We start from the raw sequence: 25565 nt of genomic DNA on the forward strand, positions 1-25565 counted from the left end.
CCCGTCCGGCAGCCGATCCGGTGAGCCGGAGCGCACATTCGCCGTCTGGTTAGTCTGTATCGCCACGGCTACTTTCGGTGCACATCGCTACTGCAGCCACATTGGATAGACGCGTGACTTCTCCAGACACGCCGGCGGGCACTGGCGCCGACGACGCCGACGACGCGATCCCGATACCCAGGCCACCGGCGGAGTCGGTGCCATCGTGTGGGCGCTGGTCAGCCGGAGGTTCCGCTGTCCTCGTCGGACAGGACCCGGATCTGCGAGCCAGGAGGAGTGTCCCTGGTCAAGGCGTACCAGTAGAACTGGAAGAGGTCGTGCTCCGGGCCGACGGTGAGCCGCTTGGCCACCTTGGTGTGGGGGTATCCGTGCAGCCCGTTCGGCATCTCCACCACGGCCTCACGATGGCGGGAGTCGTACCGCCATCGGCCACCGCCGTTGCGCACCATCAGCTCGCCCAGGTATGCGCCCATGGCCATGATCATGGAATGCTGGACGTCTGCCGACGGGCGGGAGTTCAGAAACGCTCCGCACAGGCTGTCCAGCCGCGAGGCCTCGACGGACTCCCAGCCGAAGGCCTCGCCCTCCTCCGCCGCGCCCTGCACGAACGCCTCGGCGAGTGCGCGCATGCGTGTCGCCGTCTCGGCATCCGACGGAACAGCCCGCCCGCGAAGCCGCGCCCAGAAACCCTTCATCACGTTTCCCCGTCCGCCCTTCCCAGCACGCGGTCGCGAAGCCTACCGCGAAACAGGCATCAGAGGTTCCCGAGGATCCGCCCCGGCTCGCGGTCAGCGCTGCACCCGTTGGCAGGTTGCTGATCGTCGATACTGTCGCGCGATGAGTGCGATCCGGCGCCGGCTGCGAGAGCGCGGTTCAGCCGTGATCGGACGGGAACCAGCCGGCTGCCGGAGTCTGCCAGCAGCGCCGAAGCCACCTGGAGCGCCTTGCACGGCATAGGCGTCCTGGCAGACAGCGGCCACATCCCCGCGGACGCACAGGAGCAGCGGCTCGAACTCCTCATCACCCAGCTGTCCGACACCGCGAAGTGACGCCCGGCAGCGGTACGGCGGTGGTCAGAGGATCGGGCGCAGGCGCGGCGCGGTGCGTCGGGGGGATCCGCTCGGCGTCGGTCGTCGCGGGCCCAGCGGCGCGAGCCCCTGCCGCCGGGTGAGGGTTGCCATCAGGCGGCGGCCCGTGGGCTCGCTGTACTCGCCCGCCGGTCGGAAGGTGCGCAGTCGGAACGCGTAGTTCATCGCCGCGCGCCTGCGCCCCGAGGCGGCCATCCGGGAGACGAGCCTTCGGGCGCCGAGCGTCGTGCGGCGTTCCCGAACCGGAGACGCGGCGACGGTTCGCCCGGCCTTGCGTATGGCGTACCAGTAGCGGACGAGTAGCGAGATCGCAAAGCCCGTCAGCGCCAGCCGCACCATTACTTCATTGCTCATCGCCGTTCCTCCAGGTACGTCGTCCGCGACAGGCGCATGTCCATCCTGCGCTGTTTCAAACCTCGGGCCCGGTGGACGGCAGACCGGATCAGTGCGTACTGCCATCGATGCGCCGGGGGGTGTTTGCGGCGTGGGCACAGGGGGCAGACAGACGGCAGAAGACTTCACGCGCTTAAGGAGAAGGTCATGACTGTCGCCGGAATCATCTCGGCTCTCATCGTCGGTCTGGTCATCGGCGCGCTCGGCCGGCTCGTGCTGCCCGGCCGCCAGAGCCTGCCGATCTGGCTGACCATCGTGGTCGGCATCGTCGCCGCCCTGATCGGCACCGCGATCGCGCAGGCCGTCGGTGTCGCCGTCACCGACGGCATCGACTGGATCGAGCTGGTCTTCCAGGTCGGCCTCGCGGCCCTCGGCGTCGCGCTGCTGTCCGGCTTCCGTGGACGCAGCACGGTCGGAGCCGCCTCCACCCGGGCGCGGGGCCCCAACGTAGGTTGGGGCCCCGCGCCACGTGCGGTGAAAGTCCGGACGCCGCCCAGGTTTGAGCCAGCAGGGTTCAGGGAAGCGAGCCGGGGGTGGTTTTCTCTACCGGAAGGCAGTGGCAGGCATGACGACCGCATTGGCGCCGCGACAGGTGGTGCCCGCAGCCAGGTCCGGGGCGCTGCGTCCCGCCGCGGAGCTCGACGATGCGCAGCTGCGCGTGGAGCTGGCCAACACCCACGCGGTCGGCCGTCTCGTACACCTGCGGGCGGTTCCGCTGGACCGGGCCATGCTGCAGACCCGCCTCGACGAACTGGACGGGGAGTATCTGCGCCGCTTCCCCCAGGCTGCGGCGACGTGGCCGTGGACGCGCTGAGTCTCCGCGCGCACCTGCCACGCTCGGGGCGAGCCGTCAGTCGCGCCTGACGCGCCGGGAGCCGCGCTCGACGTCGTCGGCGATCAGCACCGTGGCGACCAGGCCCGCGACGACGATGCTCAGGAACCACGTGTCGTCGTCGGACAGCCAGGCGGTGAACGGGGCATACGCGGACATCACCAGGAACGCGGCCCACATGCCGCGCCGCTGCACGCGGCTCAGAAATCCAGTCACCCGAAAAGGGTGCCATCGTCGTATTACGATCCTGGACACTCTTTCGGATGAATCTGTCCCCGGAAAGGTTTACCGGCCCGACCCGACGGCAACAGATCCGGGCGAGCCGGTCAAGCCTCGGCGGGTAGAACGGCGTACACCGCCACGGGCGGGTCGTCGGGGTCGTAGCGGTCCGACAGCCCCTCGAAGGTCAGGCCGGTCTTCTCCGCGACCCGGCGTGAGGCCATGTGCTCGGGGTGGATGAGCGCCACCAGCCGGTTGATGCCGTTTCGCCGGGCATGGGCTGTCGCCGCGAGCGCGAGCTCCGTGGCGTAGCCGCGACCCCAGAAGGGCCGGGCGAGGTGCCAGCCGATCTCGTACTCTCCGGCCAGGCCGTCGACCGGTCGCACGTAGACGTCGCCGACGAACATGGCGTCGGGCGTCGTGACGGCCCAGAAGCCGCAGCCCGGACCGCGCTCGGCGACCGCCTGCCAGCGGGGGATGTCGGCCGCGATGACCTCGATGTCGCGGGGCGGCTCGTCGCCGGTGAAGCGGCAGACCTCGGGGTCCGACCACATCGAGAAGGCCGCGGCGGCGTCGGCGTGGTGGAACGGCCGTACCACCAGGCGTTCGGTGGTGAACAGGACGGTGGACACCGGAGGAAGGATACGGCTGCCAGGTACTGGTGGTTCCTCCCGGGCGCGACGGTGATCGACATACAGTCGGCGGGTGGGTGTGAAGGACGAGATCCGCGACTTCCTGCTGGCCAGGCGGGCCCGGGTGTCGCCCGGCCAGGCCGGGATCGCGGTACACGGCGAGCGGCGGGTGGCCGGACTGCGCCGCGAGGAGGTCGCCCGGCTGGCCGGGATCAGCGTCGAGTACTACATCCGGCTCGAACGCGGCAACGCCCGCGGCTTCTCCGATGACGTGGTCTCGGCCGTCGCCGGGGCACTGCGGCTCGACGAGGCCGAGCGCGAGCACCTGTTCGACCTCGTACACCTGGCCAACGCCCGTTCCCGGCGCACCAGGAAGCCGGTGGGTCAGCCGGTGCCGGACGGCGTGCGGCGCCTGCTCGACGCGATGGCGACGGCCCCCGCGTACGTCTGGAACGGCCGACTCGACATCCTGGCGGTGAACCCGCTGGGCCGGGCGCTGTTCGCGCCGCTGTTCGACGGCCCGGACGGCCCGGTCAACCAGGCCCGGTTCCTGTTCCTCGACCCGGCGGCGCCCGACTTCTTCCCGGACTGGGCGCAGCTCGCCCATGACGCCGTCGCCGTGCTGCGCCGCACCCCGCAGGACCGGCGGCTGGAGGCCCTGGTGGGGGAGCTGTCGGCGGGCAGCGGCACGTTCCGGGACATGTGGACGGCGTATGACGTGCGGACCCGGCACACCGGCGTCAAGCGCTTCCGGCACCCGGTCGCCGGGCCGATCACCGTGGAATTCCAGTCGATGGCGCTGATCACCGACCCCGATCTGCGGATCACCGCGGGCGCCGCCGAGCCGCACTCCGCATCCGCGGCGGCACTGCAGTTCCTCGCCGGCTGGAGCACCGGCCGGCGACAGACCCTCACCACGTAAGGATCAGCATGACCCGCTCCGCGCTGCTCGTGATGGACGTCCAGGAGGCCGTCGTCGCCCGCTACCCCGACCCTGACTACCTGCCCCGCCTGCGTGCCGCGATCGATGCGGCCCGCCCGGCCGGCTTGATGGTGATCTACGTGACGGTCGCCTTCCGGCCGGGCGCACCGGAGGTCAGCCCGGACAACCGGATGTTCGGCGCCCTCGCCGGGCGCACCGTCGCCCAGCCCAACGACATCCACGCCGACGTCGCACCGCTGCCGGGCGACATCGTCGTGGTGAAACGCCGGGTGTCCGCCTTCGCGGGCAGCGACCTGGACCTGCTGCTGCGCGCCCAGCGGATCGACCACCTGGTGCTGACCGGGATCGCGACCAGCGGCGTCGTGCTGTCGACCCTGCGGCAGGCCGCCGACCTGGACTACCGCCTCACCGTGCTCGCCGACGGCTGCCACGACGGCGACCCCGAGGTGCACACCGTGCTCACCGCCAAGGTGTTCCCGACCCAGGCGGAGGTCACCACCATCGCGCGCTGGGCCGAGACGCTGGCGTCGAAGTGACGCGCGGATCGGCCCCGGCGCAGGCCGGGGCCGATCCGCGGGCAGGTCGTCAGCGGTTGCCGCCGTCGAGGGCGGCGACCTCGCGTACGGCGTCGGCGATGGCGCGGAAGTCCTTGCGCAGGATCGCGCCGTGGTTGCTGGGGACCTTCGCGCTGATCTTGATGTTCGGGTTGCGGGCGGTCACCGCGTCGAGGCCGGCGCGGATGCGCTCCTGCTCGTCACCCTTGCTGCCCAGGGACGTTCCCGAGGCGACCACGTACCGCGCCGGGACGGTGACGGCGTCGAGCACCGGGCCCAGTGCGCGTTCGCGGGAGATGACGCCGATCTCGATGTTGCTGTCGGCCTGCTGGTCGGCGGTCATCCGGGGGACCAGGCCGGTCGGGCGCAGCAGCGGCATGAACCAGCCCATCCGGCGGAACATCGTGCGGATCCGCTGCTCCATGGCCTCGTCGAGCCAGTCGTACGGGAACGCGCCGTCGACCAGGACCGCGCCGATGGTGCGGGCCGGGTTGCGGCTGGCCCAGTGCGCGCCGACGAACGCGCCGTAGGACCAGCCCACCAGCAGCGCCCGGTCCACGCCCCGGGCCGCGAGCACGGCGTCGACGTCGCGGACGGCGGCCTCGAAGGAGTAGTCCGCCGAGCGACCCGACTTCCTGCCGCGGGCCCGCTCGTCGTAGGTGATGTGCCGCCATCCCGGGCCCAGGTCGGCGATGACGCGCCGCCAGTACCCCTGGGTGGCGAACTGGCCGTTGAGGTAGAGCACGGGGATGCCGGGGCCGGCGGTGTCGGTGACGGCCAGGGCGGTGTCGTCGACCGGGACCATGCCGGTCCACGGTGCGCTGTTCGAGGGGGTGTTCATGACTGGTGGCTCCTTCTTCACAGGCTGCGGGCGGTGATGTCGCCGTGGTCGGTGGTCGCGTGGATGTTCAGCCCGGCCCCGGCGCCCTCGGTGTTGCTCAGCGCGTTGTGGATCCGGCCGTAGCGGGTGCCGGCGTTCATCGAGGCGGAGACTCCGCGGGCGGCGCCGACGGTCACGTCACCCATCCGGGTGCTCAGCACGACGTTGCCGGAGACGGCCTCGGCGATGTGGATGGCGCCCTGCTGGACGGTGATCTCGGCGGGGCCGGTGAGGCGGCCGACGGTGACGTCACCGGCGTGGGCGCTCAGTCGCACGCCGGCGGCCTCGTCGATCTTGATCGTGCCGTGGGCGCCTTCGCAGGCGACGTCGCCGAGCCGTCCGACGCCCCGGAACTCGGCGGCTTCCGCCTTGGCCGCGACGCGGGAACCGGCGGGCAGCTGGATGGTCACCTCGATGGATCCGGACGGGCCGAGGATCTGCTTCGTCTGCGCTGGGGCTTTGATCCGCAGCACGCCGTCGTCGAAGGCGACCTCGGTCTGTTCGGCGGCCTTCACGTCGCGGCTCTTGCCGGGATTGGCCGGCCGGATCTCGACGGTGGTGTCGGCGCGGTCGGCGGCGATGACCTGGATGCGTCCGGCGGGGATGTCCAGGACGGCGGTGATCGCGGCGGGGGTGGCGAACTTCTGCATCTTGCTCTCCTCGTGCGTTTCTTCGTTTCCGACAACGGAAACGCTACGTTGCGTTCGATAAATCGGCAACCAGATCGTTGCTATGGAGAAGCGTATTAGCAGTTGAGGGCAATGATTTCGTTGCAACGGGCCTGAAGCTGAATGCAATGAGCGACCCAGTGATCGTTGCATTGGGCTGGGCGCGAACGCTACGCTGGCGGCGACAGTCAAAGCACGAAGGGAGTTCGCGCGTGCCGGGAGGCAGACTCACCCAGCAGGAACGGCAGCAGATCGCGCTGGGGCTGGCCGACGGCCTCGCCTACGCCGAGGTCGCCCGGCGTCTCGACCGCCCCACCTCGACGATCACGCGCGAGGTGATGCGCAACGGCGGCCCCACCGCCTATCGGGCCGACCTGGCCCACCGCGCCACCGAACGCCGCGCCCACCGACGAAAGCTCAGCCCGCCCCGGGAGCAGGGGGCGCTGGTACAGGGCCCCGGGCGCGACCCCGAGGCCGTGCGCGAGTACGAGGAGGCCTTCGCCACCCTGATGATGCACCAGGGCCTGCCCAAGATGATGGCCCGTGTGCTGACCTGCCTGTTCATCGCCGACGCGGGCAGCCTCACCGCGTCCGAACTCGTCTCGCACCTGCAGGTCAGCCCGGCGTCGGTCTCCAAGGCGATCACGTTCCTCGAAGAGCAGGGCCTCATCCGCCGGGTCCGCGACGAACGCCGCCGCGAGCGCTACTTCGTCGACGACGGCGTCTGGTACCAATCGACGATCGCCAGCGCCCGTGGCATCGCCCAGGTCGCCGAGACCGCGCGCAAGGGCGTCAGCGTCCTCGGCCCCGGCACCCCGGCCACCGTCCGCCTGGAGAACATCGCCCGCTTCAGCGACTTCATCAGCGAGAGCATCCTGCGCGCCGCCGAGCAGGTCCGCGAGATCCTCTACACCAAGCCCGAAGCGAGCCCAGGCGACACCGTCAAGCCGGGCTGACCGGTTCCGTCAGCGCCGTGACCTGGCCCGACGAGGGCGGGAAGCCGTGTCAGGGGCCGTGTCAGAAGCGTGTCAGGGTGGTGACAGGCCGGATCTCGATAGTCATCGGCATGACGAATTCAGCGATCGCGGTCTCCGGACTGCGGAAGGCCTACAAGGACAAGGTCGTGCTCGACGGCATCGACTTCGAGGTCCGCGCAGGAACGGTGTTCTCCCTGCTCGGCCCGAACGGCGCCGGCAAGACGACGACGGTGAACGTGCTGACCACGCTGCTGAGCGCCGACGCCGGCACGGTCCGGGTCGCCGGGCACGACGTGGCGAGCAACGCGAAGGCGGTGCGGGCGGCGATCGGGGTCACCGGTCAGTTCGCGGCGGTCGACGAGCTGCTGACCGGCCAGGAGAACCTGCAGCTGATGGTGGACCTGAACCGCGCGGTCGCCGGTGACGGCAAGCGGATCGTCGCGGACCTGCTGGAGCGGTTCGAGCTGACCGCGGCGGCGGGCAAGCCCGCCTCGACCTACTCCGGGGGTATGCGCCGCAAGCTCGACCTGGCGATGACGCTGGTCGGCAACCCGCAGATCATCTTCCTGGACGAGCCGACGACCGGGCTGGACCCGCGCAGCCGCCGCACCATGTGGTCGATCATCCGCGGCCTGGTCGCCGACGGCGTGACCGTCTTCCTCACCACCCAGTACCTGGAGGAGGCGGACCAGCTCGCCGACCGGATCGCGGTGCTGGACAAGGGCCGGCTGGTCGCGCAGGGCACCGCCGACGAGCTCAAGCGGCAGATCCCCGGCACTCACATCCGGTTGCGGTTCACCACCGCCGCCGAACTCGACGCGGCCGCCCGGGTGCTGACCGACGCCACCCGCGACGACGAGGCGCTGGCCCTGCGGGTGCCCGGTGACGGCGGCACCAAATCGCTGCGGGCGCTGCTGGACCGGCTCGACGAGTACTCCCTCAGCGCCGAGGAGTGCTCGGTGCACACCCCCGACCTCGACGACGTTTTCCTCGCCCTGACGGGCCACACCACGGAGGTGGAAGCGAAATGAGCAAGTCGCACTCGCTGGTCATGCTGCGCCGCAACTTCAAGCACATCGCCCGGAACCCGACCTCGGTCTTCAACGCGGTCCTGATGCCGATCATCATCATGCTGATGTTCGTGTACATGTTCGGTGACGCGTTCAGTGTCGGCGTCGACTACATCGACTACGCGACACCGGGGCTGATCCTGCTGGCCGTCTGCTACGGGCTGGGGGCCACCGCGACGGCGGTGAACTCCGACATGACCAAGGGCATCATCAACCGGTTCAAGGTCATGGACGTGTCCCGCGGCGCGGTGCTGACCGGCCACGTCATCGCCAGCGTGCTGACCAACGTGATCGCCATCGCGGCGCTGATCGGGGTGGCTTTCCTGCTGGGCTTCAGCCCGGCGGCGAGCCTGCCGCACTGGCTCGGCGTGGTCGGGATGATCGTGCTGCTCGGCTTCGCGGCCGGCTGGCTCACCGTCGCGCTGGGACTGTCCGCGAAGTCGCCGGAGACGGCGGGTCTGGCCGCGGTGCCGCTGGTCATGCTGCCGTTCTTCAGCAGCGCGATCGTCCCCGCCGAGAAGATGGGCCCCGGCCTGCGCCAGTTCGCCGAGTACCAGCCGTTCACGCCGATCATCGAGACCATGCGCGGGCTGCTCAACGGCGCGCCGGACACCACCGACGCGATCGTCGCGGTCGCCTGGTGCGTCGTGATCGCGCTCGTCGGCTACCTGTGGGCGCGGTCCACGTTCAAGAAGCGAGCGTGACCTCGGCCAGCTCGGCCCAGCTCGTCTGAACACCTTCCGCAGCCGCCTCGGCGAACCTTGTGTCGCCGAGGCGGCTGCGTGCTGCCCGCTCGATCCGGCCCGTGTCCGGCAGCGAACGGTCCGCCAGCCCGCGTACGGCGTCGCTCGCCGCCAGCAGCCGGGCGGCCTGCTCGGGCTGGTCACGGCGCAATGCCAGGTCCGCTATGCCCACCAGCACCTGGGCGATCATGGGCACGTGCCCGGTCTCGGTCGCCGCCTGGTAGGCCGCGGTGCGGTGCGCGCGGGCCTCGTCCAGGTCGTCGGCGAGGTAGCCGAGCAGGTCGTGGGTCAGCGCGCGGAGCTTGTCCGCCTTGTCGCCCAGCATGGCGGTCGCCGCGTCGAGCTGCCGGCGGGCCTGCCCGGCGTCGCCGCGCCAGCGGGCCAGTTCCGCCTTCGCCAGGGCCAGCTCCGCCAGCGCCTCCGGCCAGGTGACCCGCTCGGCGTGGCGTTCGGCCTCGGCCATCGCGGCCTCGCCGGCGGCGGCGTCACCGAGCAGCCAGTACAGCTGCGCCTGGCGCGACCGCATCCGGATGACGTCCTCGACGGCGCCGACCTCGGTGACCACCGCGATCGCCTGCTCGTAGTACTCGCTCGCGGCGGCGAACTCGCCCCGGGTGGCGATGCGGTCCGCCAGCACGGTCAGCGCGAACGAGATCCCGAACCGTTCGCCGAGCGCCTGGAACTCGGTCAGCGCCGTCCGCAGGTCCGTGTCCGCGTCCTGCCCGGCGTGGCCGAGCAGGATCCGCGACTTGCCCAGATGCAGCCGGGCCAGCGCGCGTACCCAGGGGTCCTCGTGGTCGAGCATCGACTCCCACGCGGGCAGGATCGCGTCCGGTCCGGCCAGCATGCGTTCCAGCGGGACCACCACGGCCAGCACGGGATTGCCCGACCGGCTGCGCCCGGCGAACCGGTACGCCTGATGGATCCATTCCGCCACCTGGTGTTCGTCGGCGGCCCGGCCGGAACTGGCGAACGTCACGGCGTGGCCGTAGACGGTGGCCCGGATCTCGTCGTCCACCTCGCCGGGCAGCCCGGCGGCCGCGGAGATCAGCTCCATGCCTTCGGCCCGGTGCCCGCTGAGCCACCAGTACCAGCCGGCCCCCGCCGCGAGCCGCATCGGCGCCTGGGCTTGTCCGGCGGCGAGCGCACCACGCATCGCGGCGGTGATGTTGTCGTGCTCGGCGTCGAGCGTCGCCAGCCATGTCAGCTGCTCGGCGCGGCGCAGGTGCGGGTCCGCCTTCTCGGCGAGTTCGGTGAAGTAGGCCAGGTGCGCGTCGCGCGCCAGGTCCGACTCCGCCGCCTCGGCGAGCCGCTGGGCGGCGTACTCCTTGATCGTGCCGAGCATCCGGTAGCGCGGCGCGCTGTCACCCGCGGCGACCAGCAGCGACTTCTCGGTCAGCGCGGTGAGCAGCTCGAGCACGTCCTCGGGCGCGACGTCGTCGCCGACGCAGACCCGTTCGGCCGCTTCCAGGCTCGCCCCGCCCGAGAACACCGACAGCCTGCGCAGAACCACCCGTTCGGCGTCGGTGAGCAGCTCCCAGCTCCAGTCGACCATCGCGCGCAGGGTCCGGTGCCGGGGCAGCGCGGTGCGGCTGCCGCCGGTCAGCAGCCGGAACCGGTCGTCGAGCCGGTTCGCGAGCTGGTCGATCGTCATGGTGCGCAGCCTGGCCGCGGCCAGTTCGATCGCCAGCGGCATCCCGTCCAGGGCCCGGCAGACCCGCGCCATCGTCGTCAGGGTGTGCGCGTCGAGCACGAGATCCGTGCGTACCGCACCGGCCCGGTCCAGCAGCAACCGGACGGCCGGCGCGGCCGCGATCCCGGCCGGGTCGGCGTCCTTGGCGGGCAGGGCCAGCGGCGCGACCGGCCACAGCGCCTCACCGGTGATGCCCAGCGGTTCCCGGCTCGTCGCCAGGATCCGCAGCCGCCGGCACTCCCCGAGCAGGCGGTGGGCGAGTTCGGCGGCCGGCTCGATCACGTGCTCGCAGTTGTCCAGGATCAGCAGCATCTCCCGGTCCCCGATCGCGGCGATGAGCCGGTCCCTGGGCTCCAGGTTCGACGGCTCCCCGAGCAGCGCGTCGCGCAGGCCGAGGGCCGCGAGCGTCGCCTGCGCCACGTCACCGTCGGCGCCGATGGCCGCGAACTCGACCAGCCAGGCCCCGTCGGGCAGGTCGGCGAGCAGTCCGCGCCCGGTTTCGTTGGCCAGCCGCGTCTTGCCCGACCCGCCCGGCCCGATCAGGGTGGTGAGCCGGTGCTCGGCGACGAGACCGGCGACCGCGGCCACGTCGGCGTCCTTGCCGATGTAGCTGGCCAGTTCGGCCCGCAGGTTCGTGTTCCGGTTCTCCTGCCGCCGTCCCGACTCGCCGCGCAGCAGCGCGACGTGCAGCGCGGACAGCTCCGGCGAGGGGTCCACGCCCAGCGCGTCGGCCAGGGCCTCCCTCGTGCGCTGATACACCTGCAGGGCCTCGGTGTCCTGCCCGGCGCTCATCAGGGCCCGCATGAGCGCACCGGCGAGCCGTTCGCGCAGCGGGTGCGCGGCGACCAGGTCGGTCAGTTCCGTGACCAGGTCCGCGCCGTGGCCGAGGCCGAGCTCCGCGTCGAAGCGGTCCTCCGTGGCGGTCAGGCGCAGCCGGTCGAGCCGGGTGACCGCAGCATCCAGCGCCAAGCTGTCGGGCAGGCCGACGTCCTGCATGGCCGCACCGCGCCACAGGGCGAGGGCCTCGCGCAGCCGACGTACGCGCTGCGGGCCGTCGTCGTCGCGCACCCGGCCCACCAGGCGTTCGAAACGCACCGCGTCGACGGCGTCGGGCTCGACCGCCAGCCGGTAGCCGTCCGAATGCCCCTCGATCGAGCCGTCCGGCAGCGCCTTGCGCAGCCGGGAGACCAGGCGGTGCAGCGCGTTCGTCGCGTCGGCGGGCGGGTTCTCGCCCCAGATCCAGTCGAGCAGCGTCGCCTTCGGGACCACCCGACCCGGTTCCAGGGCCAGCGCGACCAGCAGCCCGCGCAGCCGCGCACCCGGCACGTCGGCGGCGGTGCCGTCGTCCGTGCGCACCTCGAACGGTCCGAGCATCGCGATCTGCACCTGACAGATCCTGCCACGAACGATGATCAGGAAGGAACCGGCCGATGTCCGGGGTCGCCGCCGTCAGGCGTTCTGTCGCGGTGTCAGTGCTCGGAGCGCGGTGTCAGTGCCCGTGTCAGGGCGGTGGCAGACCGGTGTCAGGCGCGACGCCGATGGTTGACCCATGACAGAAACCGGCACGGCCCGCCCCACCGGTTCACGTGAGTTCCGTACGAAGGAGTGCACCGCCATGACCATCACCATCTCCGAGCAGGACCAGACCACGCTGCGCCTGGCCGCTTACGGCGCCGTCACGCTGCTGGCCGCCGCAGGCGCCGCCGGCGGCTCACCTCACAAGATCGCGACGAACGGCAGTATCGCGCTGGGCTCGGCCACCGGCCTGGTCGGGCACGTGCTCGCCAAGTACCCGAAGGGCAAGGACCTCAACGGCAAGTCCGTGGCCGAGATCGCCGACCGGGTGCTGCCGGCGCTGACCGCGTCGATGACCCTGCTCAAGGGGCAGTCCCCGGCGGAGGCGGACAACTTCCGCAGCGCCGTCGTCACCGCGATCGAGTCCGCCACGCACCACAGCCAGCCCGGCCCGGTGGTCGCCGACATGATCAACAAGATCACGAAGGCGCTCGACGCCGCCTGACAGAACGCGCAACAAGCAAGGGTGTGCCACAGGATCCTGTGGCACACCCTTGCTGTGATCAGGGGCAGTCGTCACGTGCTGCGGAAGGTACGCCGGTACGCGTCCGGGGCCACCCCCACGGTGCGGTGGAAGTGCCGGCGCAAGGTCGTGGCGGTGCCCATGCCGGCCGCCGCCGCGATGGCGTCGATGCTGTCGTCGGTGTTCTCCAGCAGCTCCTGGGCCCGGCGGATGCGCTGGGTCGACAGCCACTGCAGCGGGGTGACGCCGGTCGCCGACCGGAAGTGGCGGGCCAGGTGGCGCGAGCTCAGGTTCGCCTGGCGGGCCAGGTCCTCCACGGTCAGCGGGCGGTCCAGCCGGGCCATCACCCAGGGGAGCAGGCCGGCGAGAGGATGGTCGTCGCGGGCGGGCACCGGGGTGGTGACGAACTGCGCCTGGCCACCGGCCCGGTGCGGCGGCACGACCAGGCGGCGGGCGACGGCGTTGGCGACCGTCGAGCCGTGGTCGCGACGGATGAGGTGCAGGCACAGGTCGATCGCGGCGGCCTTGCCGGCCGAGGCGAGCACGTCGCCGTTGTCGACGTAGAGCACGTCCGGGTCCACCGTGACCTGGGGGTAGCGGGCGGCCAGCGCGTCGGTGTGGGCCCAGTGCGTGGTCGCGCGTCGCCCGTCCAGCACCCCGGCGGCGGCCAGCACGAACGCGCCGGTGCACAGCGAGACCATCCGGGCGCCCGCCTCGTGGGCCGCGCGTACGGCGTCGAGCAGGCCGGCCGGGATGTCCGCGTCGACGTCCGCGACGGCGGGGACGATCACGGTGTCGGCGCGGGCGAGCCGGTCCAGCCCGTCGTCCGGTGTCAGCTGGAATCTGCCGATGCCGACCGGGCCCGGCCCGCAGATCACCAGGTCGTACCACGGGTCGGCCAGGCCGGACGGGTCGCGGACGAACACCTCGCAGGCCATGGCGAGCTCGAAGTGCAGCATTCCGTCGGTGGCGGCGAGCGCGACAGTGGCCATGTCCGAAATTGTATGGGGCTTGGCGTTCCAGACACTCGTCCGGGCCTGCCGCCGCTGACAGGATCTCCTCAGTCGATCTTTTGCAAAGCGCGGAGGAACCACAGATGAGTGCGAACAAGACCGTGGCGGTGTTCGGCGCGTATGGACACACCGGACGGTTCCTGGTGGCGGAGTTGCTCGGTCGCGGGTTCGTCCCGCTGCTCGTCGGCCGTGCTGCGGGCAGGCTCCAGGAACTGGCGGCGCGGCATCCGGGGCTCGCCTACCGGGTGGCGTCGGCCGACGATCCGGCCTCGCTGGACCGGGCGCTGGCGGGTGCGGCCGCGGTTGTCAACAGCGCCGGACCGTTCGCGTCGACCGCGGGGCCCGTGATCGAGGCCGCTCTGCGCAACCGTGTTCCGTACGTGGACGTGGCGGCCGAGATCGAGGCCAACGTCGACACGTTCACGCACTTCGCCGACCGGGCTAAGGCTGCGGGCGTCGCGGTGGTCCCGGCGATGGCGTTCTTCGGAGGGCTCGGCGACCTGTTGGTCACCACGGCGATGGGGGACTGGACGGCGGCCGACGAGGCGCACGTCGCGTACGGGCTGAGCAGCTGGCACCCCACGGCCGGGACTCTCGTCTCCGGCGCCGTCTCCCGGGAAAGGCGCGACGGGCAGCGGGTCCGCTACACCGGCGGCCGGCTGGAGTACTACGTCGCCGAGCAGGCCCTGCCGACCCTGGACTGGGACTTCCCCGCACCGATGGGCACTCGGTCCGTGCTCGGCGAGTTCACCATGGCCGACGTCGTCACCGTGCCCAGCCACCTGGCGATCCCCGAGGTGCGCACTTACATGACCACCGACGCGGCCCGGGACCTGGCCGCCCCGGACTCGCCCGCCCCGGCCGCGGTCGACGAGCTGGGCCGGTCGGCGCAGCTGTTCACCGTCGACGTCGTCGTGCGCTCCGGCGACACGCGTCGGCGCGTCGTCGCCAGGGGCCGGGACATCTACGCCGTCAGCGCCCCGCTGGCGGTCGAGGCGGTCCACCGCATCCTCGCCGGGCAGACGAGGACGACCGGTGTCGCCTCCGCGGGTGAGATCTTCGACGCGCCCGATTTCCTGCGCGCGCTGTCCGCGCACCTGGCGATCGAACTGCACGACGAGTCGAGCGTGCCGCAGTTCGCCTGATCGGAGGCCGCCCCGACGGATCGGGACGGCCGGTGGCGCTCAGGCGGCGTCGGAGGTCACCGGTCCTGCGGCGAGGCGGGCCTGGGCGGCCATGTCGTCGGCCAGCGTGGTCCACACGTGTTCGGGCAGGATGTGGCCCATGCGCGGGTAGACGACCGAGCGTGCGCCGGGGATCCGGCGGGCCAGCGCGGCCCCGGCGGACGGCCGGATGAGCGGGTCGTCGGCGCCGTTGACGATCAGGGTCGGCGCGGTGATCTCACCCAGCCGGCGGCCCGTGGTCCCGAGGTTGAGCCCGGCGGCGGTCTGGCGCTGCGTCGTGCTGGGGTCGCGTGGGGCGCGCGCGTGGCTGACCTCGGCCACGGACCGGGCCCATTCCTCTTCGAACGGATGGTGCGGCGAGGACAGCAGCCGGATCATGTCGACCAGGGTCTGGACCGCTCCCTCGTCGGTGGCGGGGTGCTTGATCCGGGCGAAGCGGGGGAAGACGCCGAAGTTCACGTACCGCAGCATGTTGAGCTTCCCCGGCGGCGCACCCATGATCGCGGTGACGGTGCGCACCCGCTGCGGGTGCAGGACGGCGGTGGCCAGGGCGAGTCCGCTGCCGAGGGAGGTGCCGCACACGTGGGAGGAGTCCCAGCCGAGGGCGTCCATCACGGCCAGGCCGTCGGCGACCATGTCCGATCCGGTGTACGCCGGTTTGCGGCTGCCCCGGAACAGCACCTTGAACGGGTTCTCCGGCTCGGGCGAGGAGAAGTGGGTGGACAGGCCCGCGTCCCGGTTGTCGAAGCGGGCGACGTGGAAGCCGCGTGCGGCCAGCGCCTGGCAGAGGCCGTCGGGCCAGTACGTCATCTGGAAGTCCAGGCCCATGATGAGCAGCAGCGGCTCGCCGCCGGGCGCGCCGAAGGTCTCGTACGCGAGCTGGACGTCGCCGTTGTGTGCCGTCCGTATGGTCACCGTGGCCTCTTCGCGCTAGCTTTTGCAATGCGACTGCATTGTAACCGGGAAGGATAGGTTCTGGCCATGCCCCGCAAGGTCGACCACGAGCAGCGCCGCCGCCACATCGTCGAATCGCTGCTGCGCATCACGGGCACGCAGGGCCTGGAAGCGGTCTCCCTGCGCGAGGTCGCCCACGAGGCGGGCGTGTCGATGGGCGCCGTCCAGCACTACTTCGCCACCAAGGACGAGATGCTGCTCTACGCGCTGCAGCACTGGCTGAGCCTCAGCGTGCACGACCGCTTCGCCGAGCGGGTGCGCGCCCGGCTCACCCGCGAACCCTCCGGCGAGCCGACCGCGGCACTGCGCGCCATCGCCGCCGAGTACCTGCCCTATGACGAAGCCTGCCGATCCGAGGTGCTGGTCAGCATGGCGTTCCTGTCCCGGGCCGCCGTCGCGCCCGCCCTGGCCGCCGCCCTCGCCCCAGCCTTCGCCGGTTTCGCCCACACGCTGAGCACCGTGCTTCAGGGCGCAGGAGTATCGATCGACGCCCCGGCCGAAGCGCAGCGGCTCGCCGCGCTGCTCGACGGACTGCGGCTACCGGTGCTGGTCGGTGCGCTTTCATACCAGGACGCGCTGGCCGTGGTGGACCGCCACCTTGCCCTGCTCCCGACCGGAGACCTGCTCGCCTGACCGGGGACCGCACGGCCTGTTGCCGCCCCGGCGGTCGGCGCATCCGCCCGCTGGCACAATCCCCGGCCATGGGGACCTCGGCCGTGTACCGGATACACACCGGCGACGACGTCGTCGCCGTCCACGCGATGGCGCGGCGGCTGCTCGACCGGCGGTCGACCGGCTGCTGCCGGGCGTATGTGGCAGTGGACGTCGAAGTCGACACCCATCGGGACCTCGCCCGCTACCTGACGCTCGGTAGCGCCTACCTCGTGGTGACGCTTCCCGCGGAGCTGGTGGAGCAGGCGACGCCGGTCCTCGGCCCGCACCTGTCGGCCGCCGACCGCTGGAAAACGTCCCGTGACGGCAGCCTGCCTTTGATGATCGACTTCGACGGCGCGGTCGTCACGGCGTTGCGCCGGCTTCCACCGCTGGAATGCAGGATCTCCACCTATGAGTGCGAGCTGGAGGACGATCCTGCCGGATCTCTGCTGTCGGCGGTGGGCTCGGATCCGGCCTCGGTCTTGTGGCGTGTGTGCTGGCCTGGTGAGCACAAGTACGCGGGTTTCGAGTTGGGTCTCAACGGCATCGAGCTGTACCACCGCGACCCGCCGCCCGGCCACAGCCTCTACCTGCACGTCCGTTCGAACGGGGAAGAACTGGCACAGGCCCTGGCCACCACGGTCGGGGCCGGTGCCGTCGGCGACGCCGCGCTCGGACGGTGACGCCGGCGCGCGCCCTTCGTCCGGCCGTCTCCGGCTCAGGCCGCCACGAACGAGTGCAGCGGGTAGAGCTTGGCCTGTTCCGTCACGCCGACTTCATCCATGATCGGCTTCAGCTTGTCGGCGAACTGGCGGCAGGCGTCCTCGTCCTCCCACACGTCGACCACCCGGAAGCCGTTGTCGCCCTGGCCGGCGACGTGCACCAGCAGCCCTTCGACGGGCCAGTCGGCCAACGACTCCATGCGGGTCTTTCCGCCGGTCATCCTGCGGACGATCTCGACGTACTGCTCTTCGGTGAAGGTAGGGCCTTCGTGGACCAGCACGATCGCCATCGCGTACCCCTGTCTCGATCTTGGACTGTGGGATCAGCATAGGTCGGGTGACGGCTCGGCTACGGGCTGTTGTGGAACTTCTCCGCGCCTTCTCGCTCCGCGGAAGATCACTGTTTGCGGTCGAAAAGTACGGCCAGGCCTTACTTTTCGACCGCAAACAGTGATCTTCGCCCGTGCGCTCCGCGACCACCGTTAAGAAGGGCACCTTCTAATACGTATGGCGATGTGAAGGTGCCCTTCCTTCGCTTCAGGCGCAGGTGACGGATGTGTGAGTCGATGTTGATGTAGCGGCGGCTCAGAGGCTATTGACTTCAAGTGGACTTGAAGCCGGAAGCTTTTGGCCATGACAAACGGGGTTCTCGACGAGGCATACCAGCGGCTGCAGCACACCGGACCGGAGCGCGACGGCTGGCTGTCCAACCACGCGCCGATGGCGGCGGAGGCGCTGGTCCGGCACGGCTACGGCGATCAGGTGCATGCCTGGATCGACGGCTATGCCGACCGGCTGTCCGAACGCCCCCGCGGCATCCAGCGCATCTCGGCAGGCGAGTGGCGCGATCCGCTGGGCGACCCGGTCCGGACCGGCGACTGGCTCACCTTCTTCGAGCGGCAACTCGGCGAGCGGCCCTGGCGCGAGGTGCTGATCGAGTGGTGGCCCCGGCTGCTGCCGGGCGTGGCAGCCGGGGCGACGCACGGCGTCATCAGGGTGGGGCACGCGGTGCGCGCCCTGCTCGACAGCGAGCAGGACGGCGTGGCGACTCCGGCCCGGGTGGCCGAACTGGCAGCAGGGCTCGGCTACTGGGCCGCCCGCTGGCAGCCGCTGGCACCGGCCGGCAAAGGCCCGTACCGGTCGACCGATCCGCGTGCGGCGCTGGACGCCGTGCCCCGGGTGCCGCACCAGCGTTCGGGCATCCGTGCCCGGCTCGCGCAGCTCGCCGACCTGCCCGGCTGGCCGGAGTCGGTCGGCGCGGTCCCCGGTGACGCCGCAACCGGTGTGCCCGACCGGCTCGCCGCCATCGTCGAGGCGGCGGTGCTGCGCTTCGGCACACACGGGCACGGCAACCCGGTGATGCTGGTCCACGCGGCGACCGCGCCGAACGCGATCGCCCGCGTCCTGCCGGTGCTGCCCGCCGCGCTGTGGGAGCCGAGCATCGAGGCCGCCTGGGCCGCCACCGCTGCGGTGACCAGCGCGTACTCGCCCGCGACGGCTCGGGCGATGCCGGTCGGGGAGGCCGTGGACCCGGCCGACCTGATGGCCCGCGGCCTGCACGACCAGGATTCGCACGGAATCAAGTTCATCGACGCGGCTCTCGACGTGCACCGCCGCACCGGCGAACAGGCGGTGCTGGATGTGGCGGTGTACGCCAACGACCTGATCGTCCGGGGCTAGCGCGGCTGCGCCTGCCCTGCCGGATCCGGCGGGTCCGCGCGGCGGGCCTGATCGGCCGGCTCCAGCCGCGCTCGGCTGCCTGAATCTTCCAGCCAGCCGATCAGCTGCCGGTGGACCGCGTCGGCGCCGACGAGCGGGCCCGGGGCCGCCCAGCCGGCGGGGTGGATCAGCACCGGCCTGGTCTGCGCGCCGCCCAGCCCGCCGTGACAGCCGACCAGCTCCTCGAACGCCGCGACCTCGCCGGTCGAGGCGTCGAGCAGGCTGTTGAGCACGATGTCGCCGACGTGCGGCAGGGTGTCGTGCCGCCGCAGGTCGGCTGCCGCGTGCGGGCCGAACGGGGCCAGCGGGTCCGTGCCGTCGACCCGCCCGTCGGCCAGATGGTGGACGCCGTCGCGGCCGAGGGCGACCGGCCCGCGGGCACTCGATCGCACCACCACGAACCCGACGCCGGGATGCGCGATCAGGCCGGTCAGCAGGTTCGGGTGCCGGGCCTCGATCTCTTCCAGCGTCAGGCGGCGGCGCTCCCGGGCCAGATACACCATGCCCAGGTTGCCGGACGCGACGACGACCAGCTCCGCGCCCTGCGCCGGCGCGGGTGGCTCCTCCTTCGCCCGCAGCACGCCGCCGGTCAGCCTGCCGACCAGCTGCTGCTCGCCGCTGACCTCGGTGAGCAGGGCGCGGACCCGGCCCCACTGCTCGTTGTCGGGTGCGGTCGACACGTCCGTGCCGTCGCCCGCCATCAGCCTTCGGACCAGGACCTCCAGCGTGTACCCGTACCGCTGGAGGAAGGTCGCACCCTGGCTCTGGCCGTGATCGGACAGGACCACGAGGTGGTACGGGCGCGGCGCGCTCGCGGCAAGCTGCTCCAGCGTGCCCAGGACCCAGTCGATGCCGTCGAGCGAGGCCAGCGACTCGGCCCGGGTCGGTCCCGCGTGGTGGGCGATCTCGTCGTAGTCGACGAAGTCGCAGTAGATCGCCGGTGCGCCCCGCATCATGTGCTCGGCGGCCAGGTTCAGGTTGAGGTCGCGCAGCAGCACGTTGGTCACGCCGCGCAACGCCACGTAGGAGGCGGCGCGGTGCACCCGGGGCTCGATGTCGCGGGCCCGCTGCCGCCGGGCCTGGAACACCTCTTTGATCATTTCTCCGGCGGTCAGGACCAGCGACCGGGTGAGCCCGAACGGATCGACGAGATAGCTGCTGACCTCGCGGGTGGGGCCGCGCCGGGAGCTTTTGCGGGCGACGGTGCTCATGGTCAGCAGGCTGGTCGGCGCGTCGCCGGAGAAGACGTTGGACAGGCTCACCCCGCCGTCGGCGAGCAGGCCCCGGCCGTCGGAGAAGCCGCGCTCGACGTACTCGGCGTCCTTGGGATGGTTGGTGACGACGAGCCGGCCGGTCTCCTTCTCCAGCCAGCGGAACGCCGGCACGTGCGCGCTGGCCCCGTGCAGCAGGCCGGCCTGGCTGGCGGGGGTGGTCGCGGGCAGCTGCGCGTGCCATTCGACCAGCGTGTGGCTGCCCGAGCGGATCCACCGGGTCAGCGTCGGCAGGTTGCCCGCCTGGATCGCCCAGCGTGCCAGCGGGGCGGACAGCCCGTCGATCTGGATCATCACGACCCCGGGGACCGCGGTGGTGGCCGCCGCGCGGCGGGTCTTCTTCGTGGTCCGCAGCAGGTGTGCCAGCACGGCGGAGTTGTCGCCCGCGGTGACGACCCACATGGCCGCACTGACCAGGGCGGAGTAGATCCACGACGCCCAGAACGCGGGCCAGAAGCCGTCGACCTGGATGTGCGGGGCCAGCGACAGGGCCAGGTAGACGAGCAGCGCCTGGGTCAGCAGCCAGCCCGCCACGACACCGGCCCAGCCCAGCCGGGCGGCGAACGCGGCGAACAGCGGCCGCAGCACCGCGGCGGCGACCGCGAGCAGCACCGCGGCCAGCAGGACGTCCCAGCCGGTGCTCGCGGACAGCCCCGGCGTGACCGCGATCGCGATGCTCAGCGCCGCCCAGTCCAGCAGCAGCACCGGGACCGCCGTGCGCAGTTGGGCGCCGATCCACCCGGGGTTCACGGCTGCCATGTCAGCCTGCTGCCCGGGGCCAGCACCCGCACCTCGGTGGGCAGCTCGCGGGCCGCGACGGCGTCGGCGAAGGCACGGGCGGGTTCCCGGAGCCGGCCGGGATAGAAGACCCCCAGCCCGTACGGGAACAGCGTGCCCCAGTGGATCGGCACGGCGCGGCGTGGGCGCAGCAGGGCGACGGCCTCGGCGGCCCGTTGCGGGTTCAGGTGCCCCGGGCCGAGGTTCGGCCCCCATCCCCACACCGGGATCAGGGCGAGATCGAGGTCGGGGCACAGCTCGCGCATCCCGGCGAACAGGTCGGTGTCGCCGGCGAAGTACGCGACGGCCTGCGCGGTCCCGATGAGGTATCCGACCGCGGCGGCCCGGGGCCCGAACGGTTCCCGCCGCCCGTCGTGCACCGCCGGGGTCGCGGTCACGGTCACCGCGCCGACGGTGTGGGATTGACCGGCCTTCAGCGTGACGACGCGCCGGAATCCTCGCCGCCGGAGGAAGTCCGCGGCGCCGTCGGGCGCGACGAGTGGCACGTCGCGTCCGAGCAGCGCCAGCGAGCGCAGGTCGCAGTGGTCGTGGTGCAGGTGGGACAGCACGACGACGTCGATGTCGGCGTGGTCGGCGGCGGCCACCGGCGCGGCCACCCGGCGCAGGAACGTCAGCCGCCCGCGCAGCACCGGATCGGTGAGCACCCGGACGCCGCCGAGGTCGAGCAGGACCGTCGAGTGGCCCAGGAACACCAGCGAGGACGTCACGGGAACCCCTCAGGTCCGGGGTTCGGCCCGGCGGCGGGCCAGCGCCGCGGTGATGGGGATGGCGGCGCAGAGGCCGCTGAGCAGGATGGCGGCGACCGCGCCGAGGACGGCGGGCTGGTCGCTGAACGCGATCCCGATGGCGGCCAGGGCCGGGCCGAGGTTGCGTACCGCGGTGACCGCGCCCATGGTGGTGCGCCGGGCCGGTGATCCGGTGGACAGCAGCGTGCCCAGGCCGAAGGCGAGGGCGGAGAACAGGAACCCGGCGAGCAGGGTACGCGAGCCCAGCAGGTCGACGACGTCGCTCCAGCTGCCCAGAATCATCCCGGCCAGCACGATCAGGAACGTCACGTTGGAGACCTTGATCGCGACCGGGTGCCAGGCCAGTGCGGTTTCGGCGGTGTGGTGGCGCAGCAGCAGGCCGATCGCGAACGGCACGAGCTGCAGGATCGCGACGGTGCGCACCAGCGCGCCGACGTCTAGGGAGATGCCGCCGCCGACGTTCGCCGCGGTCAGCAGGACGTTGGCGGTGAGCGCGAAGGTGACACTGCCGATGGCCGCGAGCAGCACCTGCATCGCGGCGCCGGTGGTGACGTCGCCGCGCTGGATCATGCCGAGTTTGGCTCCGAACGGACCGCCCGGCGAGGACGCGATCAGGATCAGCGCGATGAACGGTGCGGACGCGAGCTGGAACAGGGCCGCCAGCCCCCAGCCCAGCAGCGGGACGACGACCAGGTTGGCCAGCAGCACGAGCGCCAGCAGCGGCACGTCGGTGAACGCCCGGCGCAGCGCGGGCAGGGTCGCGCCGAGGCCGGCGGCGAACATGGTCGTCGAAATGAAGATCACGGTCACCGCGTTGAGCAGCAACTGCAGCGTGTCCACCGTGGTCTCCTGCCTGCGGTCGGATGGGTCAGTCGGTGAGTTCGCCGAGCCAGCGCAGGGCGCTGAGGCTGGGCATGAACGCGTACTCGCCGCCGCGGGTGGTGACGAAGCGCGGCACGGCCGGCAGCCGCCGCCGCACCGGCCGGCGGGGGATCGTGTAGTCGGACAGGCCCTCACCGGAGCCGACGATGGGGTCCCGGGCGTCGTCGCCGCCGAAGAACACGCCGTCGTTCATCCACTGCGACTGCGCGAACTCGAACTGCCGGCCCAGATGGGCGCCGACGAAGGCGAAGATGAGCCCGCGGTCGGCGCCGTCGTCGTCGAGCACGCCCTCGGGCAGCAGCGGCCCGTACGCGGTGCCGCGCCGGATCATGCGGTGCAGGCGGGGTTCGCCCGCGACGGCCGAGTCGCGCGGGTTGGCGCGGCGGATGTGGCTGCCGCCGGGGGTGGCGAACCCGTCCGGGTCGTCCTGCCGGAACAGGAACGCGTTGTTGCGGTCCCGGTCGGCGCCGACTTCCGGATCGTCGTGCACGGGGCACAGGGCCAACGGTGCGCCGCTGCGCCAACGTCCCATGAGCTTGGCGGCGAGCTGCTCCTCCTCGTCAGGCCCGGCCGAGTTGGCCCGCAGGAAGCGCCGGAACCCGGCCACGTCCTGGTGCAGTTTGCGGAAGGCGACGTAGCTGCCGTTGCGGCCGAGCACGTCCGGCGTGGTGGTCTGCACACCGCCGAGTTCGTCGGGGTAGCCGAGCACGAACTCGCCGGCCGCCAGCGGCTTCTCCAGAGGATTGGAGCCGGGGATGCCGCTGCCGTCGACGGCCGGATGGCTGATGCCGTCGCGGTAGCCGAACGGCTCGGTCTCGGTGGGCAGGGCGTGGCAGTTCTGCCGCCAGATCGCGGTCACCCCGCTCAGGCCCTCGTAGGCGGGCCGGGCGCGGTCGATCGCGGCTTCGAGGGTCGGCTCGTCGGGTGCCAGCGCGACCAGGACGACGTGCACGTCGGGGCTGCCCAGCGGGGCTTCCCAATGTTCGGGGGCGCTGCCGGCGGTGTCGGACAGGGCGGTGGCGCGGGCGGCCATGCCCTGGCGGAACTCCCAGGCCATGGTGTCGAGCGCAGGTTGGGGCACGCCGAGCGCGCGCAGACCGTGGTAGGTGACGGCGACGCTGACCCAGGTCTCGCCCAGCGGGCTGAGCGTGTCGGCGGCGCTGGTGACCGCGGCGGCGATGCGGCGCATCAGCTCCCTGCCGTGGGCCCGGTCGTCGATGCGGAACAGGAGGTAGGTGGCCGCGTACGGCGACGGCCGAGGGCTGAGGACCCCGCGCTGGATGTCGTGCAGCTCCACGTCGCGCCTCCCGCTAGAGCGTGACGATGTTGCGCCAGAAGTTGCGCAGGCTGTCGTCCGCGCCGAACAGGGTGCTGAAGATGGTCGAGTCGGCCATCAGGATGTCGCCGGCCCGGTCGCCCGCGGGCGGCAGCCACAGGAACATGTTGAACTCGGTGTTGCCCGCCTCGGTGAACGGGTGCGGCTTGGCCAGGTCGATGGGCTGGCGGCCCAGCACGCGTACGGCCTGCTCGTCGCTGGTCGTCACGGCGTAGTGCGGCAGGTGCATGTGGAAGTTGAAGCTGGTCACGTCGGCCAGCCAGCCCTTGGTGTCCAGGTCGCGGTTGATCGACAGCGGGGCGATGCGCTTGGGCGCGGCGACGGCCGGGCGCAGGCCGTAGCGGTTCTCCACCGGCACGCCGAGCGCCTCCATCAGCGAGCGGGTGTACCGGCCGAAGCGCTGCTGGCGCGGCACCAGCGCGTCGCCGTGGTGGTGGTACTCCACGTCGCGCACGGCGAGGTCGTCGCCCGCGCCGACGTCGTGGTGCGGGCCGAGCACCAGGCGGGTGCCGTCCCGGCCCACCCACTCGCGCAGCGCCTGCACCTCCTCGGCGGTGGCGTCCTGGCCGGTGACCATATGGTCCAGCCCGAAGACGAACAGCGTGTCGGTGTCGGCCAGCACCCGCTCGTCGAGCGGGGTGACCACACCCGCCTGGTCGACGCGCTGGTACATCGCCACCGGGTGGCCGGTGGTCTCGGCGGCGAAGTCCTGGAACGGCGCCCAGGCCCAGAAGAACAGTTCGAGCGCGCCGGAGATGCCCTGCTGGAAGCGCATCGGGTCGGACCACTGCGGGTCCTCGTACGCGGGCCAGGTGACCCGGCGCACCTCGGTCATCGTGGAGAACCGGTTGTCGAGCTCGGCCGGGTTGCGGCCGGCCTCGGCGGGGTAGCTCCACGCGACGTAGATGCTGACCCGCCGCCGTCCCGGCGTGTACGGGCGGGGCTGGTGGCGGGTGTTGTAGACGCGGGCGGGTCGCGGGTCGCTCATGAAGTCCTCACTGCAGTTGGTCGAGCATCTCCGACAACGCGCCCTTGATCCGCAGCGCCTTCTTGATCTCGTCGGCGGTGACGTACGGGTACTCGCCGTACTCGATGAAGCTCGGGCACTGGTGCTCGCGCACGAACCGGATGAACGCCTCGGGGTTGGTCTTCCAGTCCTCCGGGAAGCCTTCGAGGTTCTCGAACGCGGTGTTGACCCCCGACTTGCCGAACAGCGCGACGGCGTCCTCGGTGTACTTGTCGAAGTCGGTGTCGAAGATGCCCTGGTACATGAACCGGGTGTCGTCGTCGAACAGGACCCACCGCAGGTAGTGCAGTTTCAACGGGGCCAGCAGGTACGGGTCGGACTCCAGCGCCTTGGCCAGGGTGTTGCCGTACTCGCGCATGGTGTCCGCGCGACCCGGCTTCACCTTCGCGATGATGGTGAACCCGTAGCAGGCCGGGGTGCGGGGGAAGACCGGGCCGTACTTGCCCTGTTCGAGATGGCTGGTGTCCTTGGGGATCACCATGGCCGCAGGCTTGAGTTCCATCGCGCTTCCCATCGCAGGCACACCCCG

Annotated in this window: 27 protein-coding genes and 1 pseudogene; 12 read left to right on the plus strand and 16 right to left on the minus strand. The window is 71.6% G+C overall.

The features are described 5' to 3' along the window. Window positions 1-218: 218 nt before the first annotated feature. Together F6W97_RS23195 and F6W97_RS23200 are read right to left on the minus strand one after the other, a co-directional pair. Window positions 219-629, minus strand: coding sequence for a hypothetical protein (locus F6W97_RS23195; RefSeq protein WP_155372509.1), 411 nt, complete (start codon window positions 627-629; stop codon window positions 219-221). Window positions 630-1073: 444 nt separating this feature from the next. Continuing rightward, on the minus strand, window positions 1074-1442 hold the full coding sequence (locus F6W97_RS23200; protein ID WP_155372510.1) for a hypothetical protein: 369 nt from the start codon (window positions 1440-1442) through the stop codon (window positions 1074-1076). Window positions 1443-1628: 186 nt separating this feature from the next. Between F6W97_RS23200 and F6W97_RS40880 the strand changes: the two are divergent. Continuing rightward, window positions 1629-1895: pseudogene (locus F6W97_RS40880) on the plus strand (GlsB/YeaQ/YmgE family stress response membrane protein); the annotation flags it as partial. A 151-nt stretch (window positions 1896-2046) separates the two neighbouring features. Then, on the plus strand, window positions 2047-2295 hold the full coding sequence (locus F6W97_RS23210; RefSeq protein ID WP_155372512.1) for a hypothetical protein: 249 nt from the start codon (window positions 2047-2049) through the stop codon (window positions 2293-2295). A 36-nt stretch (window positions 2296-2331) separates the two neighbouring features. Here the strand turns inward: F6W97_RS23210 and F6W97_RS23215 are convergent, their stop codons facing one another. Both F6W97_RS23215 and F6W97_RS23220 read right to left on the minus strand, forming a co-directional pair. Further along, the gene (locus F6W97_RS23215; RefSeq protein ID WP_155372513.1) at window positions 2332-2529 is read right to left on the minus strand and encodes a hypothetical protein; all 198 of its coding nucleotides are present in this window, start codon (window positions 2527-2529) and stop codon (window positions 2332-2334) included. Window positions 2530-2639: 110 nt separating this feature from the next. Then, window positions 2640-3164: a GNAT family N-acetyltransferase gene (locus F6W97_RS23220; protein ID WP_196279280.1), complete on the minus strand. Its 525-nt coding sequence runs from the start codon at window positions 3162-3164 to the stop codon at window positions 2640-2642. A gap of 73 nt (window positions 3165-3237) precedes the next feature. Here F6W97_RS23220 and F6W97_RS23225 point away from each other — a divergent pair, with 73 nt between their 5' ends. Beyond that, a complete protein-coding gene (locus F6W97_RS23225) occupies window positions 3238-4086 on the plus strand; it encodes a helix-turn-helix transcriptional regulator (RefSeq protein WP_196279281.1) in 849 nt (282 codons plus the stop codon). Between the two features lie 8 nt (window positions 4087-4094). After that, a complete protein-coding gene (locus tag F6W97_RS23230) occupies window positions 4095-4643 on the plus strand; it encodes a cysteine hydrolase family protein (RefSeq protein ID WP_155372515.1) in 549 nt (182 codons plus the stop codon). Between the two features lie 49 nt (window positions 4644-4692). Here the strand turns inward: F6W97_RS23230 and F6W97_RS23235 are convergent, their stop codons facing one another. Together F6W97_RS23235 and F6W97_RS23240 are read right to left on the minus strand one after the other, a co-directional pair. Beyond that, window positions 4693-5502 (minus strand): alpha/beta fold hydrolase, encoded by an 810-nt coding sequence (locus F6W97_RS23235; RefSeq protein ID WP_155372516.1) that lies wholly within the window; start codon window positions 5500-5502, stop codon window positions 4693-4695. 17 nt (window positions 5503-5519) lie between these two features. Further along, on the minus strand, window positions 5520-6191 hold the full coding sequence (locus F6W97_RS23240) for a DUF4097 family beta strand repeat-containing protein (RefSeq protein ID WP_155372517.1): 672 nt from the start codon (window positions 6189-6191) through the stop codon (window positions 5520-5522). A 230-nt stretch (window positions 6192-6421) separates the two neighbouring features. Here F6W97_RS23240 and F6W97_RS23245 point away from each other — a divergent pair, with 230 nt between their 5' ends. From F6W97_RS23245 to F6W97_RS23255, 3 genes are all read left to right on the plus strand, one after another. Then, window positions 6422-7165 carry a GbsR/MarR family transcriptional regulator gene (locus F6W97_RS23245; RefSeq protein ID WP_155372518.1) on the plus strand — a complete coding sequence of 248 codons (744 nt, stop codon included), beginning with the start codon at window positions 6422-6424 and terminating at the stop codon, window positions 7163-7165. 110 nt (window positions 7166-7275) lie between these two features. After that, a complete protein-coding gene (locus F6W97_RS23250; RefSeq protein ID WP_155372519.1) occupies window positions 7276-8217 on the plus strand; it encodes an ATP-binding cassette domain-containing protein in 942 nt (313 codons plus the stop codon). Continuing rightward, window positions 8214-8960, plus strand: coding sequence for an ABC transporter permease (locus tag F6W97_RS23255; RefSeq protein ID WP_155372520.1), 747 nt, complete (start codon window positions 8214-8216; stop codon window positions 8958-8960). Before F6W97_RS23250 ends, F6W97_RS23255 begins: the two co-directional genes overlap by 4 nt. On the opposite strand, the gene F6W97_RS23260 is transcribed toward F6W97_RS23255, so the two are convergent. Continuing rightward, entirely contained in the window at window positions 8944-12078 is a 3135-nt protein-coding gene (locus tag F6W97_RS23260) for a BTAD domain-containing putative transcriptional regulator (protein WP_155372521.1), read from the minus strand. The genes F6W97_RS23255 and F6W97_RS23260 overlap by 17 nt on opposite strands. Window positions 12079-12307: 229 nt before the next feature. On the opposite strand from F6W97_RS23260, the gene F6W97_RS23265 reads away from it, so the two are divergent. Continuing rightward, window positions 12308-12712, plus strand: a complete 405-nt coding sequence (locus F6W97_RS23265) for a hypothetical protein (protein WP_155372522.1) — start codon at window positions 12308-12310, stop codon at window positions 12710-12712. Window positions 12713-12783: 71 nt separating this feature from the next. Here F6W97_RS23265 and F6W97_RS23270 read toward each other — a convergent pair whose 3' ends face one another. Further along, window positions 12784-13722 (minus strand): helix-turn-helix domain-containing protein, encoded by a 939-nt coding sequence (locus F6W97_RS23270; protein ID WP_155372523.1) that lies wholly within the window; start codon window positions 13720-13722, stop codon window positions 12784-12786. Between the two features lie 104 nt (window positions 13723-13826). Between F6W97_RS23270 and F6W97_RS23275 the strand changes: the two genes are divergently transcribed. Next, a complete protein-coding gene (locus tag F6W97_RS23275; RefSeq protein WP_155372524.1) occupies window positions 13827-14888 on the plus strand; it encodes a saccharopine dehydrogenase family protein in 1062 nt (353 codons plus the stop codon). Window positions 14889-14927: 39 nt separating this feature from the next. Here the strand turns inward: F6W97_RS23275 and F6W97_RS23280 are convergent, their stop codons facing one another. Further along, complete coding sequence (locus tag F6W97_RS23280; protein ID WP_155372525.1) at window positions 14928-15842, minus strand: alpha/beta fold hydrolase; 915 nt, start codon at window positions 15840-15842, stop codon at window positions 14928-14930. 66 nt (window positions 15843-15908) lie between these two features. Between F6W97_RS23280 and F6W97_RS23285 the strand changes: the two genes are divergently transcribed. Both F6W97_RS23285 and F6W97_RS23290 read left to right on the plus strand, forming a co-directional pair. Then, a complete protein-coding gene (locus tag F6W97_RS23285) occupies window positions 15909-16514 on the plus strand; it encodes a TetR/AcrR family transcriptional regulator (RefSeq protein WP_155372526.1) in 606 nt (201 codons plus the stop codon). A 68-nt stretch (window positions 16515-16582) separates the two neighbouring features. Then, window positions 16583-17218, plus strand: coding sequence for a hypothetical protein (locus tag F6W97_RS23290; RefSeq protein ID WP_196279282.1), 636 nt, complete (start codon window positions 16583-16585; stop codon window positions 17216-17218). 35 nt (window positions 17219-17253) lie between these two features. Here F6W97_RS23290 and F6W97_RS23295 read toward each other — a convergent pair whose 3' ends face one another. Then, window positions 17254-17547 carry a hypothetical protein gene (locus F6W97_RS23295; RefSeq protein WP_155372528.1) on the minus strand — a complete coding sequence of 98 codons (294 nt, stop codon included), beginning with the start codon at window positions 17545-17547 and terminating at the stop codon, window positions 17254-17256. A gap of 343 nt (window positions 17548-17890) precedes the next feature. Here F6W97_RS23295 and F6W97_RS23300 point away from each other — a divergent pair, with 343 nt between their 5' ends. Continuing rightward, window positions 17891-18937 (plus strand): questin oxidase family protein, encoded by a 1047-nt coding sequence (locus F6W97_RS23300; RefSeq protein WP_155372529.1) that lies wholly within the window; start codon window positions 17891-17893, stop codon window positions 18935-18937. Here the strand turns inward: F6W97_RS23300 and F6W97_RS23305 are convergent. The 6 genes from F6W97_RS23305 to F6W97_RS23330 are packed head-to-tail and all read right to left on the minus strand — an operon-like array spanning window position 18934 to window position 25538. Then, window positions 18934-21006 carry a phage holin family protein gene (locus tag F6W97_RS23305; RefSeq protein WP_155372530.1) on the minus strand — a complete coding sequence of 691 codons (2073 nt, stop codon included), beginning with the start codon at window positions 21004-21006 and terminating at the stop codon, window positions 18934-18936. The two genes, F6W97_RS23300 and F6W97_RS23305, sit on opposite strands and share 4 nt — an antisense overlap. Continuing rightward, complete coding sequence (locus F6W97_RS23310) at window positions 20994-21752, minus strand: MBL fold metallo-hydrolase (protein ID WP_230686894.1); 759 nt, start codon at window positions 21750-21752, stop codon at window positions 20994-20996. The genes F6W97_RS23305 and F6W97_RS23310 overlap by 13 nt, the downstream gene beginning before the upstream one ends. A 9-nt stretch (window positions 21753-21761) precedes the next feature. Then, a complete protein-coding gene (locus F6W97_RS23315) occupies window positions 21762-22631 on the minus strand; it encodes a bile acid:sodium symporter family protein (RefSeq protein WP_155372531.1) in 870 nt (289 codons plus the stop codon). A gap of 28 nt (window positions 22632-22659) precedes the next feature. Further along, on the minus strand, window positions 22660-23970 hold the full coding sequence (locus F6W97_RS23320) for a Dyp-type peroxidase (protein WP_155372532.1): 1311 nt from the start codon (window positions 23968-23970) through the stop codon (window positions 22660-22662). Window positions 23971-23983: 13 nt separating this feature from the next. After that, entirely contained in the window at window positions 23984-24997 is a 1014-nt protein-coding gene (locus F6W97_RS23325; protein WP_155372533.1) for a hypothetical protein, read from the minus strand. 7 nt (window positions 24998-25004) lie between these two features. Next, window positions 25005-25538, minus strand: a complete 534-nt coding sequence (locus F6W97_RS23330) for a hypothetical protein (RefSeq protein ID WP_155372534.1) — start codon at window positions 25536-25538, stop codon at window positions 25005-25007. Window positions 25539-25565 lie beyond the last annotated feature (27 nt).

The organism is Catellatospora vulcania, assembly GCF_009720385.1.
Classification (GTDB): Bacteria; Actinomycetota; Actinomycetes; order Mycobacteriales; family Micromonosporaceae; genus Catellatospora; species Catellatospora vulcania.

Bases quoted from the DNA above. Each gene is read 5' to 3' on its own strand.
- F6W97_RS23250 (WP_155372519.1), top strand. From the start codon at position 7,276: ATGACGAATTCAGCGATCGCGGTCTCCGGACTGCGGAAGGCCTACAAG.
- F6W97_RS23235 (WP_155372516.1), bottom strand. From the start codon at position 5,502: ATGAACACCCCCTCGAACAGCGCACCGTGGACCGGCATGGTCCCGGTC.
- F6W97_RS23270 (WP_155372523.1), bottom strand. From the start codon at position 13,722: ATGGCCACTGTCGCGCTCGCCGCCACCGACGGAATGCTGCACTTCGAG.
- F6W97_RS23255 (WP_155372520.1), top strand. From the start codon at position 8,214: ATGAGCAAGTCGCACTCGCTGGTCATGCTGCGCCGCAACTTCAAGCAC.
- F6W97_RS23230 (WP_155372515.1), top strand. From the start codon at position 4,095: ATGACCCGCTCCGCGCTGCTCGTGATGGACGTCCAGGAGGCCGTCGTC.
- F6W97_RS23300 (WP_155372529.1), top strand. From the start codon at position 17,891: ATGACAAACGGGGTTCTCGACGAGGCATACCAGCGGCTGCAGCACACC.
- F6W97_RS23305 (WP_155372530.1), bottom strand. From the start codon at position 21,006: ATGGCAGCCGTGAACCCCGGGTGGATCGGCGCCCAACTGCGCACGGCG.
- F6W97_RS23200 (WP_155372510.1), bottom strand. From the start codon at position 1,442: ATGAGCAATGAAGTAATGGTGCGGCTGGCGCTGACGGGCTTTGCGATC.
- F6W97_RS23210 (WP_155372512.1), top strand. From the start codon at position 2,047: ATGACGACCGCATTGGCGCCGCGACAGGTGGTGCCCGCAGCCAGGTCC.
- F6W97_RS23275 (WP_155372524.1), top strand. From the start codon at position 13,827: ATGAGTGCGAACAAGACCGTGGCGGTGTTCGGCGCGTATGGACACACC.
- F6W97_RS23195 (WP_155372509.1), bottom strand. From the start codon at position 629: ATGCGCGCACTCGCCGAGGCGTTCGTGCAGGGCGCGGCGGAGGAGGGC.
- F6W97_RS23290 (WP_196279282.1), top strand. From the start codon at position 16,583: ATGGGGACCTCGGCCGTGTACCGGATACACACCGGCGACGACGTCGTC.
- F6W97_RS23330 (WP_155372534.1), bottom strand. From the start codon at position 25,538: ATGGAACTCAAGCCTGCGGCCATGGTGATCCCCAAGGACACCAGCCAT.
- F6W97_RS23295 (WP_155372528.1), bottom strand. From the start codon at position 17,547: ATGGCGATCGTGCTGGTCCACGAAGGCCCTACCTTCACCGAAGAGCAG.
- F6W97_RS23285 (WP_155372526.1), top strand. From the start codon at position 15,909: ATGCCCCGCAAGGTCGACCACGAGCAGCGCCGCCGCCACATCGTCGAA.
- F6W97_RS23265 (WP_155372522.1), top strand. From the start codon at position 12,308: ATGACCATCACCATCTCCGAGCAGGACCAGACCACGCTGCGCCTGGCC.
- F6W97_RS23240 (WP_155372517.1), bottom strand. From the start codon at position 6,191: ATGCAGAAGTTCGCCACCCCCGCCGCGATCACCGCCGTCCTGGACATC.
- F6W97_RS23325 (WP_155372533.1), bottom strand. From the start codon at position 24,997: ATGAGCGACCCGCGACCCGCCCGCGTCTACAACACCCGCCACCAGCCC.